Annotated in this window: 14 protein-coding genes; 9 read left to right on the top strand and 5 right to left on the bottom strand. The window is 41.6% G+C overall.

The features are described from left to right. The 4 genes from T356_RS0113595 to T356_RS0113580 all read right to left on the bottom strand — a co-directional run bounded on the left by T356_RS0113595 (position 1) and on the right by T356_RS0113580 (position 3,759). Complete coding sequence (locus T356_RS0113595; RefSeq protein ID WP_026514955.1) at positions 1-1,056, bottom strand: type II secretion system F family protein; 1,056 nt, start codon at positions 1,054-1,056, stop codon at positions 1-3. 16 nt (positions 1,057-1,072) lie between these two features. Beyond that, a complete protein-coding gene (locus T356_RS0113590; protein WP_026514954.1) occupies positions 1,073-2,065 on the bottom strand; it encodes a transglutaminase-like domain-containing protein in 993 nt (330 codons plus the stop codon). Then, complete coding sequence (locus T356_RS0113585; RefSeq protein WP_026514953.1) at positions 2,062-2,802, bottom strand: GGDEF domain-containing protein; 741 nt, start codon at positions 2,800-2,802, stop codon at positions 2,062-2,064. Before T356_RS0113585 ends, T356_RS0113590 begins: the two co-directional genes overlap by 4 nt. A 138-nt stretch (positions 2,803-2,940) precedes the next feature. Further along, on the bottom strand, positions 2,941-3,759 hold the full coding sequence (locus T356_RS0113580; protein WP_026514952.1) for a histidinol-phosphatase HisJ family protein: 819 nt from the start codon (positions 3,757-3,759) through the stop codon (positions 2,941-2,943). Between the two features lie 250 nt (positions 3,760-4,009). On the opposite strand from T356_RS0113580, the gene gap reads away from it, so the two are divergent. From gap to T356_RS0113545, 6 genes are all read left to right on the top strand, one after another. Beyond that, positions 4,010-5,035: a type I glyceraldehyde-3-phosphate dehydrogenase gene (gene gap / locus T356_RS0113575; protein WP_026514951.1), complete on the top strand. Its 1,026-nt coding sequence runs from the start codon at positions 4,010-4,012 to the stop codon at positions 5,033-5,035. A gap of 322 nt (positions 5,036-5,357) precedes the next feature. Continuing rightward, the gene (locus T356_RS0113570) at positions 5,358-6,596 is read left to right on the top strand and encodes a phosphoglycerate kinase (RefSeq protein ID WP_026514950.1); all 1,239 of its coding nucleotides are present in this window, start codon (positions 5,358-5,360) and stop codon (positions 6,594-6,596) included. A gap of 230 nt (positions 6,597-6,826) precedes the next feature. Continuing rightward, the gene (tpiA, locus tag T356_RS0113565; RefSeq protein WP_026514949.1) at positions 6,827-7,573 is read left to right on the top strand and encodes a triose-phosphate isomerase; all 747 of its coding nucleotides are present in this window, start codon (positions 6,827-6,829) and stop codon (positions 7,571-7,573) included. A gap of 587 nt (positions 7,574-8,160) precedes the next feature. Continuing rightward, complete coding sequence (locus T356_RS0113560) at positions 8,161-8,346, top strand: hypothetical protein (protein WP_026514948.1); 186 nt, start codon at positions 8,161-8,163, stop codon at positions 8,344-8,346. A 551-nt stretch (positions 8,347-8,897) separates the two neighbouring features. Beyond that, positions 8,898-10,352, top strand: coding sequence for a nitrogenase component 1 (locus T356_RS0113550; RefSeq protein WP_026514947.1), 1,455 nt, complete (start codon positions 8,898-8,900; stop codon positions 10,350-10,352). Further along, positions 10,352-11,641, top strand: coding sequence for a nitrogenase component 1 (locus T356_RS0113545; protein WP_026514946.1), 1,290 nt, complete (start codon positions 10,352-10,354; stop codon positions 11,639-11,641). Before T356_RS0113550 ends, T356_RS0113545 begins: the two co-directional genes overlap by 1 nt. A gap of 47 nt (positions 11,642-11,688) precedes the next feature. On the opposite strand, the gene T356_RS0113540 is transcribed toward T356_RS0113545, so the two are convergent. Then, positions 11,689-12,756 (bottom strand): LacI family DNA-binding transcriptional regulator, encoded by a 1,068-nt coding sequence (locus tag T356_RS0113540; RefSeq protein ID WP_026514945.1) that lies wholly within the window; start codon positions 12,754-12,756, stop codon positions 11,689-11,691. 212 nt (positions 12,757-12,968) lie between these two features. Between T356_RS0113540 and T356_RS0113535 the strand changes: the two genes are divergently transcribed. From T356_RS0113535 to T356_RS0113525, 3 genes are all read left to right on the top strand, one after another. Continuing rightward, the gene (locus T356_RS0113535) at positions 12,969-13,889 is read left to right on the top strand and encodes an ABC transporter permease (RefSeq protein WP_026514944.1); all 921 of its coding nucleotides are present in this window, start codon (positions 12,969-12,971) and stop codon (positions 13,887-13,889) included. A 12-nt stretch (positions 13,890-13,901) separates the two neighbouring features. Beyond that, positions 13,902-14,816 carry a carbohydrate ABC transporter permease gene (locus T356_RS0113530; RefSeq protein ID WP_026514943.1) on the top strand — a complete coding sequence of 305 codons (915 nt, stop codon included), beginning with the start codon at positions 13,902-13,904 and terminating at the stop codon, positions 14,814-14,816. A gap of 109 nt (positions 14,817-14,925) precedes the next feature. Then, positions 14,926-16,578, top strand: coding sequence for an ABC transporter substrate-binding protein (locus T356_RS0113525; RefSeq protein ID WP_026514942.1), 1,653 nt, complete (start codon positions 14,926-14,928; stop codon positions 16,576-16,578). The last annotated feature ends 49 nt before the right edge of the window (positions 16,579-16,627 follow it).

Here is a 16,627-nt window from a genome sequence, read left to right as displayed (position 1 = left end):
TCATCCAATATTTGTCATAATTCCCATAAGAGGCAGAATTACCGACATAAGAATCATTCCTACTATAACTGAAAGAATAATAACGAGTGTGGGCTCCAAAACGGAGATGAGAGTGTAAATTCTTCTTCCCGTGTCACGTTCATATCTTTCTGCGACCTGTTTCATGGCTTTGTCCATAGAACCTGACTTAAAGCCTACAGATACCATTTGTGAGTAAAAAGATGAGAAGATTGAGGATTTTTCGAGAGCTTCCGGGAAGCTGTCTCCGTCAATCAGGAAATTACGGCATTCTTCAATCTTATCTTTCATTTCCTTGCTTTCGACAAGTTTTTTTACAAGCAAAAGACCTTCAAAAGTATCGATACCGCTTGAAAGAGTAAGGACCATTCCGCTTGCGAAACGTTCGCTTTCAAGCTCCTGCATGAGCCTTCTTGTGGGCGGGAATTTTATCATGAACTTTTTAAAGTTCTTTTTTCCGCTGCTTGTAAGTGCAAAGTACAAAAAGATGATCGCAACTATCACAAGTACGATAACAAGGGCAAATGAGTATTTGTTCAGAAGGTTTCCGAGGTTCAAAAGGGACTGTGAGAAACCGCTCATGCCTGTTCCGAGCTGTGCAAAAACCTGTTCAAATATTGGGAGGACTTTGGCAACGAGGACTGCTACGATGACCATCATCATAAATATCATGATGAGAGGGTAGCTGATTGCATTTTTTACGCTTTCCTGAATGGAATCTTCTCTTTCATAGTAGTCGGCAAGAGAGTCCATAACTACGTCCATATTTCCGGAAGTTTCACCGATAGTGACCATATGTACCACATAATCGGGAAAAACTTTGCTCATCGCGAGAGCTATGTGGAATTTTTCACCGCTTCTGAGGGTCTGGCTGATGGTTCCCAAGATCTTCTTGGCCGAACCGTCCTTGGAATCTTCGTTTAGAATATCGATTCCGTCTGCAGGCGCGATGCCGGCTTTCATAAGAAGAGCCATCTGTCTGCAAAAGCTTGATATCTCATAGCTGCTTAGACTTTTTTGTTTATCTGTTTTTTTCATGGTGCCTCCGAAAAAATTAATATACATATTTTACGGAATAATTGGAACCGTCTCCGATGAAGCTTTCGAGTTTCTTTTCTTCCGTGTTGGATGCAAAAGTTGGATCGAGAAGTGACCAGTCTTTTCCGTCAAATTCGATCATTCCGTTTACCCAGCCGACGTCTTTTATGTAGGTACTGAGCCATGCGTGATAAGCGGTTCCTGCATATCCGACTTCCATCTTGGTCGGTATATTCTGACTTCGAAGCATTGCGGCCATAAGTGAAGCGTAGTCGAGACAAATACCTTTTTGTGTGATGAGAATCTCATCAAGATCGGGCAGATAACCACTTTGTACGGTTTCAGCTTCTTCATAGTCGTAAGTAATATTCTGTATCATGAAATTGTAAACTTCCGCAACGACTTCAATGTCGGAATCACATGGATAAGCAAGTGCCGCACCTTTCCTGACAGCGAGAGAGTCGGGAGCAAAGTTGATGAACTGATTTGGGTATAAAAAAGGTTTGTATCCGTTAGAAAGAGTGACTTCGAGCGGAAGTGAGAATACCATTGAATATTTGGTCTCTTCTATATTTTCGTAAAGATTGATCATGTATTCTCCGTTTCCGGCCTGAAGAGGGAATACTTCACCCGTTTTTGAAGAGTTCGAGATGTCATATGTATATGTGACTTCGTCGGGACCTGTGATCTGCAATTTGACCTTGGGACAGGTTCCTTTATAGGTCACAAAAACATAGCCCTCAGATTTATTCGAAAAGTCAATGTGGGCATATTCATTTTCAAACGCATCGGTTCCGGGGGCAGTGGGAACCAGGCAAAGCGGTGTGTTGTCACGGCTTCCCTTTGTGGTTTCGTCAATCTGAGCATTTTTTTTGTGCCCGGCTTTATCAAGGAGTGTAACACCCTGTTTGGAGCTGCATCCGGTAAGTGATAAAGCTAAGCAGGATAAAAGACAGATTGAAACAGCTATTCTTTTTTTGAAATAATCTTTATTGATCATATTTTTCATGAGAGTATCTGTGGTATATCCTTTAATTTCTTATAGGCCAAAGATATAAGTTCGGACATTGTTTTTTTCTTTTCCTCGGAATTGAGTACACCGGCATATGAGATCTCAAGAGGAGTTCCAACAGCCATTTCATTGTAGCCGCGGATTCTCTTTGTGAGGTCTGAAAGGAACAAGTCACAGTCGGTGTCCGAACAGTTTTCAATCATAATGATAAATTCATTTCCGCCGTTTCTTCCGACGTATCCGTACTTTTCACCGACATCTTCGAGAATGTAGCAGAATTCGTAGATGAGGTTATTTCCGTTGTCGTGACCTGTGCTCTGATTTACTGCCGGAAGATTATTTATTCTCATAACAATAAAGCCGACCCCGGGTAGTCTGTCTGTACCGTTGAAACTCTCGAACAAAAGATCGCAACTGAATCTGTTCGGAAGCCCCGTGAGTTTATCGAGGTAGGCAAGTCTATTTAGTTTAAAGCCTATATTTGTAGTCTTTTTTAGTATATAGAAATCAATAACAACTGAAATAAATACAATTAAAACAAAGATTAAGACAGATAGCAAGAGCCTTTGCGAAGTTTTATTGTGTGAAAAGTCAAATTTTATGAGGTCTGACCTGCAGTTAAATGTCAAAATAGCAGCAGTAATGCATAAAACACAAAGAGAAACAGACTTATACATGAATATAGAGTTGTATAAGTTGGTTCTCTTCCCTCTTGTATAAAATTCTTCCCTCATATTGCCTCCGCGCGGTTGCTACAACACACATCGCATATAAGGATTGATATATTGCGATGTCGTTTTCAAAATCTCAACAACATTTTACTATATTTCGTTTATCTTATAAAGCTATATGATAAACTTGCAAAACACCGATCAAAGCTTGTGGAAAATAGGGGAACATTTTTCGAAAGTGCAATACTCATCAAAACCGCATATTTGTGCGATGGTTTTTGCTTTTTCAAATGCGCCGGCCAGTGCTTTTGGGGTATGGGCATCGGAACCGAATGTGATTATTTTGCCTCCCAGTTCTTTGTATCTTTTTAAGATATCGGGATGAGGGTTTGTGGAAGCACCGCTTTTAAAAAGTGCGCTGGTATTGAAATCAAGTCCCTTATCTTTTTTTATCAAGTGGATCAAAATAGCATCTATAATATCTGAATAATCCTGCCAAAAATAAGGTTTGTATTCTTTGGGAACGTAGCGTGCCAGGTAATCAAGGTGCCCAAGAACACAGTAATCGTCGAAATGCATTATGTTATCGAGAGTGATCTCAAAGTAATGTTTGAAAGTGTCACTGCTTTCGCGACCTTCCCAGAAAACAGGGTAGTAGGGATCCTGACCGTCGATAAGATGGATTGATGCTATGACGAAGTCAAAAGACTCTGAATTGATATATTCGGAGTTTTTTGAAGCAATGTGTGTTTGCATACCTACTTCAACTCCGAACTTTATGGTTATCTCATCTTTATATAGTTCTTTATATTTGAGAAGTTCTTCTTTGTATGCGGCGGTGTTTAGAGTAAAGCAGTCTTTTGGAGTGTCTGACGTAATTGGGAAATCCATGTCCATGTGCTCTGTAAAACAGATTTCTTTGAGACCTCTGGAAATGGCACTTTTTATCATGTCCTCCATGGGAGCTTCGCTGTCGCCTGAGTTGTGTGTGTGTAAATGATAATCTGCCGGTAAGATCATAATATTCTCCGTGAAACCGCTGATTTGCAAAGCAAATCGCTAATTCCTCATGTTTGTTAGAGTCAAAAGGTCAAAAAGCTTAACATGCAAGCATGTACGCATTTTTGATTTTTTGACATCTATATCATAATATTCTTACTTGATTTATGCTACATTTTTTATTAGAATTAGAGTTGCTGATAAAAAATTATCAATTAGTGTGATATTAAGCAGCAATTAAATATTATATTCATTTTAGGAGGAACTTAAAATGGCAGTTAAAGTAGCAATCAATGGTTTTGGTCGTATCGGACGTCTTGCTTTCAGACAGATGTTTGAGCATGAAGGAACAGAGATCGTAGCAATCAACGATCTTACAGATCCTAAGATGCTTGCTCATCTTCTTAAGTATGATTCATCACAGGGCAAGTACAAGTATGCTGACAAGGTTTCTTACAGCGAGAATTCAATCACAGTTAATGGCAAGGAGATCACAATCTACAAAGAGGCAGATGCTAAGAACCTTCCTTGGGGCAAGATTGGTGTAGACGTTGTTCTTGAGTGTACAGGTTTCTACACATCAAAGGCTAAGGCACAGGCTCATATCGATGCCGGTGCTAAGAAGGTAGTTATTTCTGCTCCTGCAGGAAATGATCTTCCTACTATCGTATACAATGTTAACCACGAGACACTTACAGCAGAGGATAACATCATCTCAGCTGCATCATGTACAACAAACTGCCTTGCACCTATGGCTAAGGCTCTTAACGATTTCGCACCTATCCAGTCAGGTATCATGGCAACAATCCATGCTTACACAGGTGATCAGATGATCCTTGACGGACCTCAGAGAAAGGGTGACCTTAGAAGAGCACGTGCAGGCGCTGTTAACATCGTTCCTAACTCAACAGGTGCTGCAAAGGCTATCGGCCTTGTTATCCCTGAACTTAACGGAAAGCTCATCGGAGCTGCTCAGAGAGTTCCTGTTCCTACAGGTTCAACAACTCTTCTTTTCGCAGTTGTTAAGTCAAGCACAGAGGTAACTAAGGAAGCTATCAACGAGGCTATGAAGAAGGCTTCTGATCCTGAGACATTCGGATACAACGAGGATGAGATCGTATCATCAGATATCGTTGGAATGACATATGGTTCACTCTTCGATGCAACACAGACAATGGTTAACAAGATCGGTGATGACCTCTATGAAGTTCAGGTTGTTTCATGGTATGACAACGAGAACTCATACACATCACAGATGGTTCGTACAATCAAGTACTTCGAGAAATTCGTTAAGTAATCACCTAGCGATAAGTGAGAACCTGACGAGGTAGTTTCGAGTCGGCAGTTCGAACTTAGTTCTACTGAGCGAAGCGAATGTAGAACCTCCTTATACGAGAGTCGAACTTCCGTATGAACACAGTTTAACTATAAGGGTCCGGTCCGTTAGGACCAGGCCCTTTATTTATATCATAGGAAATTGCTTTCCTATGATATAAATAAAGCTCCGCTATGGATGCGCAACTCGCGGAAATGAAATTATTGCTTACGCAATCCGCTCGTGCGCGAAAGAGTCGCAAGCGACTCTTTATCATCAATTTTTATTACAAAGGAGAACAAAAATGAGTCTTAATAAGAAATCAGTAGACGATATCAACGTAAAGGGAAGACGCGTACTTGTTCGTTGCGACTTCAACGTTCCTCTCAAGAACGGAGAGATTACAGATGAGACAAGAGTAGTAGCAGCTCTTCCTACAATCAACAAGCTTATAAAGGATGGCGGCAAGGTTATTCTTTGCTCACACCTTGGTAAAGTAAAGAACGGCCCTAACGAGGGTGAGTCACTTGCACCTGTTGCAAAGAGACTTTCTGAGAAGCTCGGCAAAGAGGTTAAGTTCATTTCTGATTATAACGTAACAGGCGCTGATGCAACAGCAGCAGTAGCAGCTATGAATGAGGGAGATGTTGTTCTTCTTCAGAATACTCGTTTCAGAGGCAAGGAAGAGACAAAGCCCGAAGAAGCAGGCGATGCTTTTGCAAAAGAGCTCGCAGAGCTTGCTGATGACTATGTATGCGATGCTTTCGGATCAGCTCACAGAGCACACGCTTCTGTAGCAGGTGTTACAAAGTTCATCACAGAGAAGGGCGGAAACAACGCAGTTGGATACCTCATGCAGAAGGAAATCGATTTCCTCGGAAATGCAGTTGAGAATCCTGTAAGACCTTTCGTAGCTATCCTTGGTGGTGCTAAGGTTGCAGATAAGCTCAATGTTATCAATAACCTCATCGAGAAGTGCGATACACTTATCATCGGTGGTGGTATGGCATTCACATTCCTCAAGGCTCAGGGCTATGAGGTTGGTAAGTCTCTTGTAGACGACACAAAGCTTGATTATTGTAAGGAAATGCTTGAAAAGGCTAAGGCTAACGGCAAGCAGCTTCTTCTTCCCATCGATACTGTAGTTTCAGCAGGATTCCCTGATCCTATCGACAACCCCAGCATCGAGACAGAGATCGTTCCTTCAAATCAGATTCCTGCTGACAAGGAAGGTCTTGATATCGGTCTTAAGACACGTGATCTCTTCGCTGAGGCTGTTAAGTCAGCTAAGACAGTTGTTTGGAACGGACCTATGGGTGTATTCGAGAACCCTGTTCTTGCTGAAGGAACAAAGGCTGTAGCTAAGGCTCTTGCAGAGACAACAGCTACAACAATCATCGGTGGTGGTGATAGTGCAGCAGCTGTTAACCAGCTTGGATTTGCTGACAAGATGAGCCACATCTCAACAGGTGGCGGTGCATCTCTTGAGTTCCTCGAGGGTAAAGCACTTCCCGGAGTTGTAGCAGCTGATGATAAAAAGTAATCACTTAGCGAGGTCTTTTCGAGCTTAGTGTACTACTTTGTTCGATCGAGCGCGAAGCGCGAGAGTCGAACTTCCGCAAGACGAGGTTTTTTCGAGTCGGTAGTTCGGCTGTGAGAACCTGATGAGGTATTATCGAATCTGGTTCGAACGTGTTACACTGAGCAAAGCGAAGTGTAACTTCCTTGTGAAAATCAAGAAGTAAATATTACAAAAATATAGAGGTGGAAAACATGGCACGTAGAAGAATAATCGCCGGAAACTGGAAGATGAACAAGACTCCCAGTGAGGCAGTAGCTCTTTGTGAAGAGCTCAAGGATCTTGTAAAGAATGATGATGTAGACGTAGTTTACTGCGTACCTGCAATCGATATTGTACCCGTAGTTAACGCTGTTAAGGGCACAAACGTACACGTAGGTGCAGAGAACTTCTACATTGTAGACAGCGGAGCATTCACAGGAGAGATTTCAGCTCCTATGCTCAAGGATGCCGGTGTAGAGTACATCATCATCGGACATTCAGAGAGAAGAGATATCTTCGGAGAGAACGATATCCTTATCAACCAGAAAGTAAAGAAAGCATTTGCTTCAGGTCTTACACCTATCCTTTGCTGCGGTGAGTCTCTTGCACTTCGTAAGGCTGATACTTACAAAGAGTGGATCGAGAGACAGATCACATGGGATCTTGACGGCGTAACAGCTGATCAGGTTAAGAAGCTCGTTATCGCTTACGAGCCTATCTGGGCAATCGGAACAGGCGAGACAGCTACAGCAGATCAGGCTGAGGAAGTATGTAAGCTTATCCGTGAGCTTATTGCTAAGCTTTACGATCAGGCAACAGCTGATGAGGTTCGTATTCAGTACGGCGGATCTATGAATGCAGGAAATGCTGCAGAGCTTCTTTCAAAGCCCAACATTGACGGCGGACTTATCGGCGGAGCAAGCCTTAAGGCTGACTTCGGAAAAATCGTAAATGCATAAAAAGTAATCACCTAGCGAGGTATTTTCGAGCCTAGTGTACTACTTTGTTCTGGCGAGCACCTACGGTGCGAGAGCAGAACTTTCTAATTTACGGAACAAACTGCCATTATTGAAAATTTATAGGCGGCGCATTAGATGAATTCATCTTTTGCGTCGCTTTTTGTTTTATAGGAAATTCCTCCGGATTTCCTATAAAACAAAAAGCGCTCCGCTATGGATGCGCAGCTCGCGGACGAGAAATTTATTGCTTCGCAATACCGCTCGCGCGCTAGCATTTCGCGAGCGAAATGCTTTTTTAAATAGAAAATTTCTTCGAAAGGCCCTATTCACGCCTAAAAGCGCTCCGCCATGTGAGGAGGCGAAGTTCACGGAAATCTGCCTTTGATGGAGCACAAGTTTTTAGGGAAAAGTGACTAAGAGCGAGGAAAAGAGCAGATTTAGTCAACGCATCAAAGAAATCTGCCTTTGATGGAGCATAAGTTTTTAGGGAAAAGTGACTAAGAGCGAGGAAAAGAGCTGATTTAGTCAACGCATCAAATAAATCTGCCTTTGATGAAGCATAAGTTTTTAGGGAAAAGTGACTAAGAGTGAAGAAAAGAGCAGATTTAGTCAACGTAGCAAAGAATCAGGGAGCCAATGAAGTATACAGTTATCTTTCAACTCAGTCAGGTTGGATGCATGATAATGAGGCTAAAATTTCAATTTGCAGACTGGCTACTCTGGAGGGAAATTTCATCGAAAAAGGAAATAACGAATTTAAGTTTACGTTATAAACTGCCATTATGATAATAAATTGTTATAGCTTGAGATAAAAATAACTGAATAGCCAGCAGGATTTCTTTGTTGTATATTATGTCCAACAAAGAGATGAATTACTGACTGAAAAGCCAGAGGTATATAAAGGCCTCTGGCTTTTGTCGTATATAAAAAAGATTATTACCGGCAGCTTTGAGGGCCTAAGAAAGGAGAATGTTTTGGTTCAAGCAAAAGAATCGGTAAAAAACTAGCGGAGTATAAACCGGCAAGATGTTTAGCAACGACGATGAAGAAATCACGCTTACAGGAGGTGCCGGAATATGAGTAGTTTAGCGCAGGTTGCAACTATTGATCTTAATAAAGAAGAAGTTTGTAACGTGGGAATATTGAGCGAAGTGATAACCTCAGCTGATTGGCACTGATAAGTTTTCTCAAATTCTCACGAAAGACATACTATGATAAGATTTGAGCATCACAGAAATGCGATGCTGACCGGAGAGCCGGAGGTGTTATGATATACCTCCGGTTTTTCTATAAAATGTCGGCATCTTTCGGGAGAGGTGAAGAAATGCCAAACATACAGTATTCGGGAGTCAGGGAGAGCATCCCGGGAAGAATAAACGATCTTGGTACAACCGGAAAAGAAGTTGCGGAAAACTACAAAAAGGGATGTCTTAAAAGGGCAGACAGGAGCTTTGCACAGGGACTGCAGTGTCAGCAGATAAACAGTATGGCGGCGCTTATGTCTTTGGAGGATTCTGTCTTTATCTCACATTCTCCGCAGGGATGTGTCGGATGTGCGATCATGGCGGTAGATATGTACCGCGTCGGACAGATTCACAGAGGAATCAAGGTTGTCAAAAATCCCAGACTTATTGTTACAAATATAGATCAGAAGAGTGTAGTATTTGGCGGTGAGCAGAAGCTTAGAGAGGCTGTTCAGAAAGCGGTCGAGAGATACAATCCGAAGCTTGCGTTTATATATGCTTCCTGCGCATCAGGTATCATTGGAGATGATATTGACGCGATAGCACAGGATCTTCAGACTGATTATCCTGACACTATAATGGTTCCGATACACTGCGAAGGCTTCAAATCCAAAGTTTGTGCGTCCGGGTTTGATGCGGCATTTATTTCGATCAATAAATATATTTTGAAAAAAGAGAAAGTTGAAAAAGAAAAAGGACTCATAAATCTTTTTGCCCCTACGACAGTCAGTTTCGCCGATCAGAAAGAAATGGAGCGTATGATAAATCTATTGGGTGCAAAGGTCAACTATATTCCTTTTTACAGCTCTCTTGAAAAGATAAAAAGAATCCCTGCAGCGGAGGCTTCGACATCTATCTGTAAAGTATTTGCGGATGAGTTTATGAAGACTCTCTGGGAAGACTACGAGATACCTTATTCACACACAGTAATGCCTATCGGAATAAGAAATACCGACAAGTGGTACAGAGGCATCGCTAAGGTTATCGGCAAGGAAGAGGAAGTTGAGAAGATCATCGCTTCCGAACATAAGAGAATTGAACCGCTTGTGGCGGAACTTAGGGAAAGACTTAAGGGAAAAAGAGTATTCATATGCGGAGGAACAGGAAGGTCTTTTGCGGCAGCGGCTCTTATAGATGATTTTGGCATGGAACTTGTGGGACTCGAAACACCGACATATGACGCTGATGCGCAGGTTGACATAGAGTACCTCAACGATATTCACAAGAATTTTGTGGTTGATATTGCCAACATGCAGCCATTTGAGCAGGTTAATCTTTTAAACAAACTTAAACCCGATGCATTTATAGGAGTTCCCGAATGGGCGGCAAAGCTTGGAATTCCGACTACACACGTTCTTGACGGAAAAAGACCTACGATGGGATATGACGGACTTCTTTTTCTTGGAAACAAGATCGCGGATCAGCTTGAAAATCCGGGATTTAACAGGAAACTTGCAAAGCATGTAAAACTCCCTTACAAGGATTCATGGTACAAAGAAAATGCGTTCAAATATATTTTAGGGGGAGAAGATTAATGTCACATATTATGGAAAATCCTAAGGGCGGATGCGTTCTTGCAGGAATCAACGCCGTTCTTGGTGCGATAAACAGAGTCTGCCCGATATTACATTCAGGTCCAGGATGCTGTATGCAGACAACGGCAGCAGATCAGGGACAGTCGGGACATAAACACTCATGCTTTGTAAGCGGAGTGTCAATCCCGTCAAGCAATATGCTTGAAAAAGAAGTAGTATTCGGCGGAGTTAATAAATTAAGAACAACAATACAGGGCTCGATTGACATAATGGATGCCGATGCTTTTTTTGTCCTGACCGGATGTACCGCAGGTATTATCGGAGATGATATCGAGAGCGTCACAAGTAAATTCAGGGAAGAAGGGCATGAAGTCTATGCGATCGATACGCCCGGATTTGCGGGCGACAGTAACCTCGGATATGAGGTGATCTGGAACACATTTATCGACAAGGTTATTGAAAAAGATGTTCCAAAGGACGATAAGCTTGTGAATATATTTGGAATTGTGCCCTACCACGATCCGTTCTGGAGCGGCACGCTTGAAGAGATCGATAGGATTCTTTCGAAGCTCGGACTTAAGGTCAATACCTTTTTTACCAAACATCAGGGAATTGAAGATATTAAAAAGAGCTCCGGTGCGGCGCTCAATATCATTGTAAATCCGTGGATCTTCAACGGGCCAGCCAAGAAGTATGAGGAGAAATTCGGCGTTCCAAGTATCAGGATTCCGGGACTCTTTGTCGGCGCGACAGATACCACTAATTTTATCAGAGCAGTGCAGAAAGCACTTAATCTTGATGAAAAACTTGTAGAGGATGTGATCGAGGCGGAAGAGGACTACGTCTACAGCTATCTGGGACAGTCAATCGGTGTTGTGAGCTGGAAAAGATTTGCTGTTGTTGCAGATGCAAACAGTGCTGTCGGATACACAAGATATCTTGCGAATGATTACAGCTTCACACCTGTTCTGGTGATAGTATCCGAGCCAATCTTCAGACAGGAGGACAAGGACAGGATAGAAAAAGAAATTCGGGACCTTGAATATGCAAAGCCTCCGAAAGTTCTTTTCCTGACGGATCAGTACGAAATCAACAAGGCAATCCGTGAGGAGGAAAAAGAGATAACACTTCTTGTAGGAAGTAGCAACGAGAGAGAAATTGCGCTTGAAAAAGAGATTCAGTTCATCCTCGGAGCATTTCCCATAAATGAAAGGCTTATTTTTAACAGAACCTATGCGGGTTACAGAGGAAGCCTTACATTTACGGAAGATATTTATGATAACAACTGATCAAAAGAACCGTTCTGTTACCGAAGCTATCGGTGGCGGAGCGGTTTTTATTGAGGAAATTTCTTCGAACTTGTTGAATCCCTGTAAATAAGGTCAGTTTCGGTGTATGTGGTACGATAGTTCAGATTGGGCTGTTCTATTCGTGAAATAACAAGATTTGCTGCGGAATATCCGATTATCTGACTGTGAATATGGCTTGTGGATAATGACGGAGTCATTATCTTTGATTCCGGCGAATCATCAAAGCCAAACAACTTTATATCTTTGGGGCATTCTATGCCTATCTTATTAAGTCCATACAAAAGATCCAATGCAACAAAGTCATTTGCACAAATGAACATTTCAGGTAGTTCTTTCATTTTTTTAAGAGCTTTAAATAAGTAGTCCTTGTACTCAAGACCGTGAGGATGAACCTCAGAAAGGCAGTATTTATCTTCAAATGTAAGATTGTTGATGTACATGGCTTCTCTAAAAGCCATAAAACGCTCATAGAAAGAGCGGCAGTGTGTTACCTGTCCGACAAAACCTATTTTTGCTATACCTTTTTTGCTCATGTCGTTTACGACGCGGTATATATCGGAAAAATTATCCATCAGCAGAATGTCGGCATTAAGTGGGCGCCAGTAACTTGCGACCGGGGCGTCTATCATAAGAACGGGAAGGCCGAGATTACAGAGCATTTCGCAGTACTGCTGATCGAACATTTCTATACAAACAATAGCTTTTGTGTTTTCGGGCCTGAATGTAAGAGGAAGGCTTAAGTCCGTAAAGTTGTTTGCATCGACTCTGTGTATGGTGAGACTGTATCCGATAACGGAAATCTCGTGCTGAAACTTGTCGAGCATGGTTGATGCAAAATGCGAATTATTAAGAAAAATTCCGGTGAAAAGAGCTATTTCACCCGAAACTTTGGCCTTTGTAAAAGAAGGATTTTTTATATCCGCAACAGAATTGGCATATGAGAACTGCTTGTATCCCATTTCCAGCGCTTTTTCAAGAACTTTCTGCCTTGTGGATTCAGCCAGTACACCTGTATTGTTTATTGCTTTGGACACCGTATTTCTGGATAATCCCAGAGCATCGGCTATATCTTGAATAGTAACTTTTGTTGACATATTTTTTCTCCGTTGGTCAAAAAATATTGTGCATATTATTTTACATTTGCACACTATGCAAATAAATTATATGATGCAATGCGGGAAGTGTCAAATGTAAAACAAAATTGTTCAAATGTAAAAATTAATATGTTGACATATAAGTTCACATGTGATAATTTTTACATATACAAAATGAATGTTACAAATGTAAAAGTAATGGAGGAACTAATATGAATGCTAAAACGAAGGATAATACGCTGCATAACACACTCGTATATATCAGGCAGCACTGGCAGTTGTATGTATTCTTTTTAGGACCTGCACTTATACTCACCATTATTTTCAAATATATTCCTATGGGAGGAATCCTGATCGCGTTTCAGAAGTACAACCCGTTTAAAGGAATACTTGGAAGTGAGTGGGTTGGACTTAAATATTTTCAACAGTTTTTGTCTTCACCTGACTTTATGCAGTATCTGGTGAATACGTTAAAACTAAGTGTATACGGACTGTTGTGGGGATTCCCGATGCCTATCATCCTGGCGCTTCTTCTCAACAGAATAACCAGCAGCAAGATAAAGCAGAAGATTCAGTTGGTCCTGTATATGCCTAACTTCATTTCAGTAATCGTTCTTTGCGGTATGGTAAGGATTTTGCTTTCGGTAACAGGACCTTTCAACATGTTCTTGGGAACAAACATAAACTTCCTTACCATCCCTGCAGCATTCAGACCAATTTATATCATAAGCGGTATCTGGCAGGGAGCAGGATGGGCATCCATCATGTACACGGCGGCGCTTTCAAATGCAAGTGCAGAGTTAAAAGAGGCGGCGCAGATTGACGGAGCGAATATCTGGCAGCAGATCAAAGCGGTTGAATGGCCGGCTATAAAGGATATGGTAGTTATCCAGTTTATACTTCAGGCTGGAAACATCATGAGTATCGGATTTGAAAAAGCATATGCTCTTCAGTCGGATATGAATCTCGCCTCATCGGAGATCATTGCAACTTATGTTTATAAGAAAGGTCTTTTGAATGGCGATTACAGTTATTCAACGGCGGTAGGTCTTTTCAATACGATCATAAACGTAATACTTTTGATAGCAGTCAATAAGGTTGTTGAAAAGCTCAATGACGGTCAGGGATTATAAGGAGAAAGAAAGATGGAAAAAACACTTACAGTTAAGAAAAGTGAATTTGCAAGAGCTTCCGTGGGAGATAAAATCTTTCTTCTGATCGGATATATACTTTTGGGATTGTTTGTAGCAGCGATAATCGGACCGATAGTGTACATTATCATAGCTTCATTTATGGATCCCATAACACTTCAGAACAAGGGAATTGTCTTTGATATCAGCAAGTGGACCACTACGGCATATGAGAGAGTAATGTCCAATTCCCAGATATGGATCGGATTTGGCAATGCAGTTCTTTACTCGGTCTTATTCAGCGTCATATCGGTATTTATAACTCTTCTTTGTGCATATCCTATGTCCAGAGATGATTTTAAAGGGAAAAAGATATTCAACACAATTTTCATCATAACCATGTTTTTTGGCGGCGGACTTATCCCTACATACCTTCTTATAAGCAACATGGGACTTCTTGACAGCATGTGGGCGATAATACTTCCTAATGCTTTCAGTGTATGGAACATGATAATTGCAAGAACCTATTATAAGGGAGTTCCTAACGAACTTAGGGAGGCAGCCGATGTTGACGGAGCAAATGAACTTGTATTTTTCTTCAAAATCCTGCTTCCGGTATGCACGCCGCTTATTGCAGTTTTGATGCTTTGGCAGTTTGTCGGAATGTGGAACAGTTATTTTGACGCAATGATCTATCTTAATTCGGCTGAAAAACAACCGCTTCAGCTGGTGCTTAGGGCTATTCTCATACAGAACGAACCCGATCCCGGAATGATAGCAGATATGCAGAGTACAGCACAGAGGGCACAGCTGGCCGAACTTTTGAAATATGCAACGATAATAGTATCGAGTCTTCCGTTAATAGTGATGTATCCATTCTTCCAGAAATACTTTGATTCCGGAATTATGATCGGATCTGTAAAGGGATGAGAAGAATTGCAGTGGTTTTTTCAAGGATAGCTTAAATGTACTTTGGAGGGTAAAAAAGAGCATAACATCCTTGTGAAGGCATAAAGTATTAATAGTAAGGAGAGGGCTAATGAGAAAGGAAAAAACTAAGTTTATGGCGGCAGCGCTTGCTTTGACAGTATCTGCAGGCGCACTTATGGGATGCGGCAAAGCATCTTCGGGAAGTGATATTGCATCTGTTTCAACAGATAATCTGAGCTTTCCGCTTCAGGAAAAGGTTACGATCACCGGAACGATAAGTTATCCGTCCGGTACGGAATCGGAACCAAACAATAGGACAATCTTCAAGAGACTTGAGGAAGAAACAAACGTGCATGTTGATTGGACAGCCATTTCAAGCGATCAGTGGGGGGACAAAATCCAGCTGAATATGGCAAACAAGAATGCTCTTACTGATTTTGTGTTCAATGCAGGTTTTGGAAACTCAGATCTTATCAGATATGCTGACCAGGGGGTCATCATTTCTTTAGAAGATTATATCGACAATAACATGCCTAATCTAAAAGGCGTGTTCGATAAGTATCCGGAGTACCGCACGATGTGTACCGACTCGGAGGGACATATCTGGGCACTTCCATGGATAGAGCAGCTTGGTTCCAATAAGACTGCTATCCAGACAGTTGGAAACAACTTTACTTATATCAACAAGAAGTGGTTGGATTTCCTCGGACTTTCAACTCCTACAACAGTTGATGAATTTGAGCAGGTTTTGAAAGCATTTAAGGATCACGCTTCAGAGCTTCAGGCTGAGTTTGGTATTGAAGGTGACATCATTCCTATGTCATGCATAATGAACGATCAGGATCCCAGTCTTCTTATCAACGGATTTGGAGAGGGATACGGAGATAACGATATCGGACAGCATATTGCTGTGACAAATGACAAGAAGGTTATCTGCACAGCAACACAGGAAGGATTTAAGTCAGGCTTCCAGTGGCTCCACAAGCTTTACGAAGAAGGACTTATCGATCCTGAGTGCTTTACACAGGACTGGTCTACATATGTAGCAAAGGGTAAGTCTCACAGATATGGCGTTTGCTTCACATGGGACGTTGCAAATATTGATAATCTTCAGGACTTTGTTCCTCTTGCAGCGCTTCAGGCAGACACAAAAAATGTTACTCCTCTTAACAGCTCTTTTACTTCCGGATTTGATCGCGGAAGATGCGTTGTAACTGCAAAGTGCGAGAATCCTGCACTTGTATGCGCATGGCTCGATAAGATGTACGATCCGTTCCAGTCACCTCAGAATAACTGGGGAACATACGGAGAGGATGATGAGTTTGATATCTTTGAGTTGTCAACAAATGATCAGGGTGAAAAGATGCTTAAGCATGCGGCACTTGGCGATGCTTCTCCTGTAGAAGTACGTGAAGCAGAGTGTGTAGGCGGACCTCTTGCAATCCTTGATGAGTATTACGGCAAATATGTTACATGTCCTGATGATGCTCAGTATCGTCTTGACTGGATCAAGGAGTATTACACCAATGATATGCACAATGAGTATGTATATCCCAATGTATTCATGACAGCGGAGGATACAGAAAAGCTTACATCTATTCAGCAGGATCTTATTACATATATAAATTCAAGCAGAAGTAAGTTTGTAATGGATGGCCTCAGCGATGCTGATTGGGAGGCTTATCTTAATCAGGTTAATGCATACGGAATCGATGAATATCTTGCAATTTATCAGAAGTATTTTGACGAGTTTTACAAGTAATCGGAAGGTTAATGTTTGTTGGAGATGGGGAGGAGATGATCCTCCCCAT

The sequence above is a fragment of the Butyrivibrio sp. LB2008 genome, from assembly GCF_000621565.1.
In the GTDB taxonomy this organism is placed as follows: Bacteria; Bacillota; Clostridia; order Lachnospirales; family Lachnospiraceae; genus Butyrivibrio.
Note: the sequence above shows the minus strand (reverse complement) of the source record. Positions and strands in the feature narration are given on the sequence as shown.

Excerpts from the sequence above, each read along its gene's own strand:
- T356_RS0113585 (WP_026514953.1), bottom strand. The coding sequence starts at position 2,802 with ATGAGGGAAGAATTTTATACAAGAGGGAAGAGAACCAACTTATACAAC.
- T356_RS0113535 (WP_026514944.1), top strand. The coding sequence starts at position 12,969 with ATGAATGCTAAAACGAAGGATAATACGCTGCATAACACACTCGTATAT.
- tpiA (WP_026514949.1), top strand. The coding sequence starts at position 6,827 with ATGGCACGTAGAAGAATAATCGCCGGAAACTGGAAGATGAACAAGACT.
- T356_RS0113545 (WP_026514946.1), top strand. The coding sequence starts at position 10,352 with ATGTCACATATTATGGAAAATCCTAAGGGCGGATGCGTTCTTGCAGGA.
- T356_RS0113590 (WP_026514954.1), bottom strand. The coding sequence starts at position 2,065 with ATGAAAAATATGATCAATAAAGATTATTTCAAAAAAAGAATAGCTGTT.
- T356_RS0113580 (WP_026514952.1), bottom strand. The coding sequence starts at position 3,759 with ATGATCTTACCGGCAGATTATCATTTACACACACACAACTCAGGCGAC.
- gap (WP_026514951.1), top strand. The coding sequence starts at position 4,010 with ATGGCAGTTAAAGTAGCAATCAATGGTTTTGGTCGTATCGGACGTCTT.
- T356_RS0113550 (WP_026514947.1), top strand. The coding sequence starts at position 8,898 with ATGCCAAACATACAGTATTCGGGAGTCAGGGAGAGCATCCCGGGAAGA.
- T356_RS0113530 (WP_026514943.1), top strand. The coding sequence starts at position 13,902 with ATGGAAAAAACACTTACAGTTAAGAAAAGTGAATTTGCAAGAGCTTCC.
- T356_RS0113595 (WP_026514955.1), bottom strand. The coding sequence starts at position 1,056 with ATGAAAAAAACAGATAAACAAAAAAGTCTAAGCAGCTATGAGATATCA.
- T356_RS0113525 (WP_026514942.1), top strand. The coding sequence starts at position 14,926 with ATGAGAAAGGAAAAAACTAAGTTTATGGCGGCAGCGCTTGCTTTGACA.
- T356_RS0113570 (WP_026514950.1), top strand. The coding sequence starts at position 5,358 with ATGAGTCTTAATAAGAAATCAGTAGACGATATCAACGTAAAGGGAAGA.
- T356_RS0113540 (WP_026514945.1), bottom strand. The coding sequence starts at position 12,756 with ATGTCAACAAAAGTTACTATTCAAGATATAGCCGATGCTCTGGGATTA.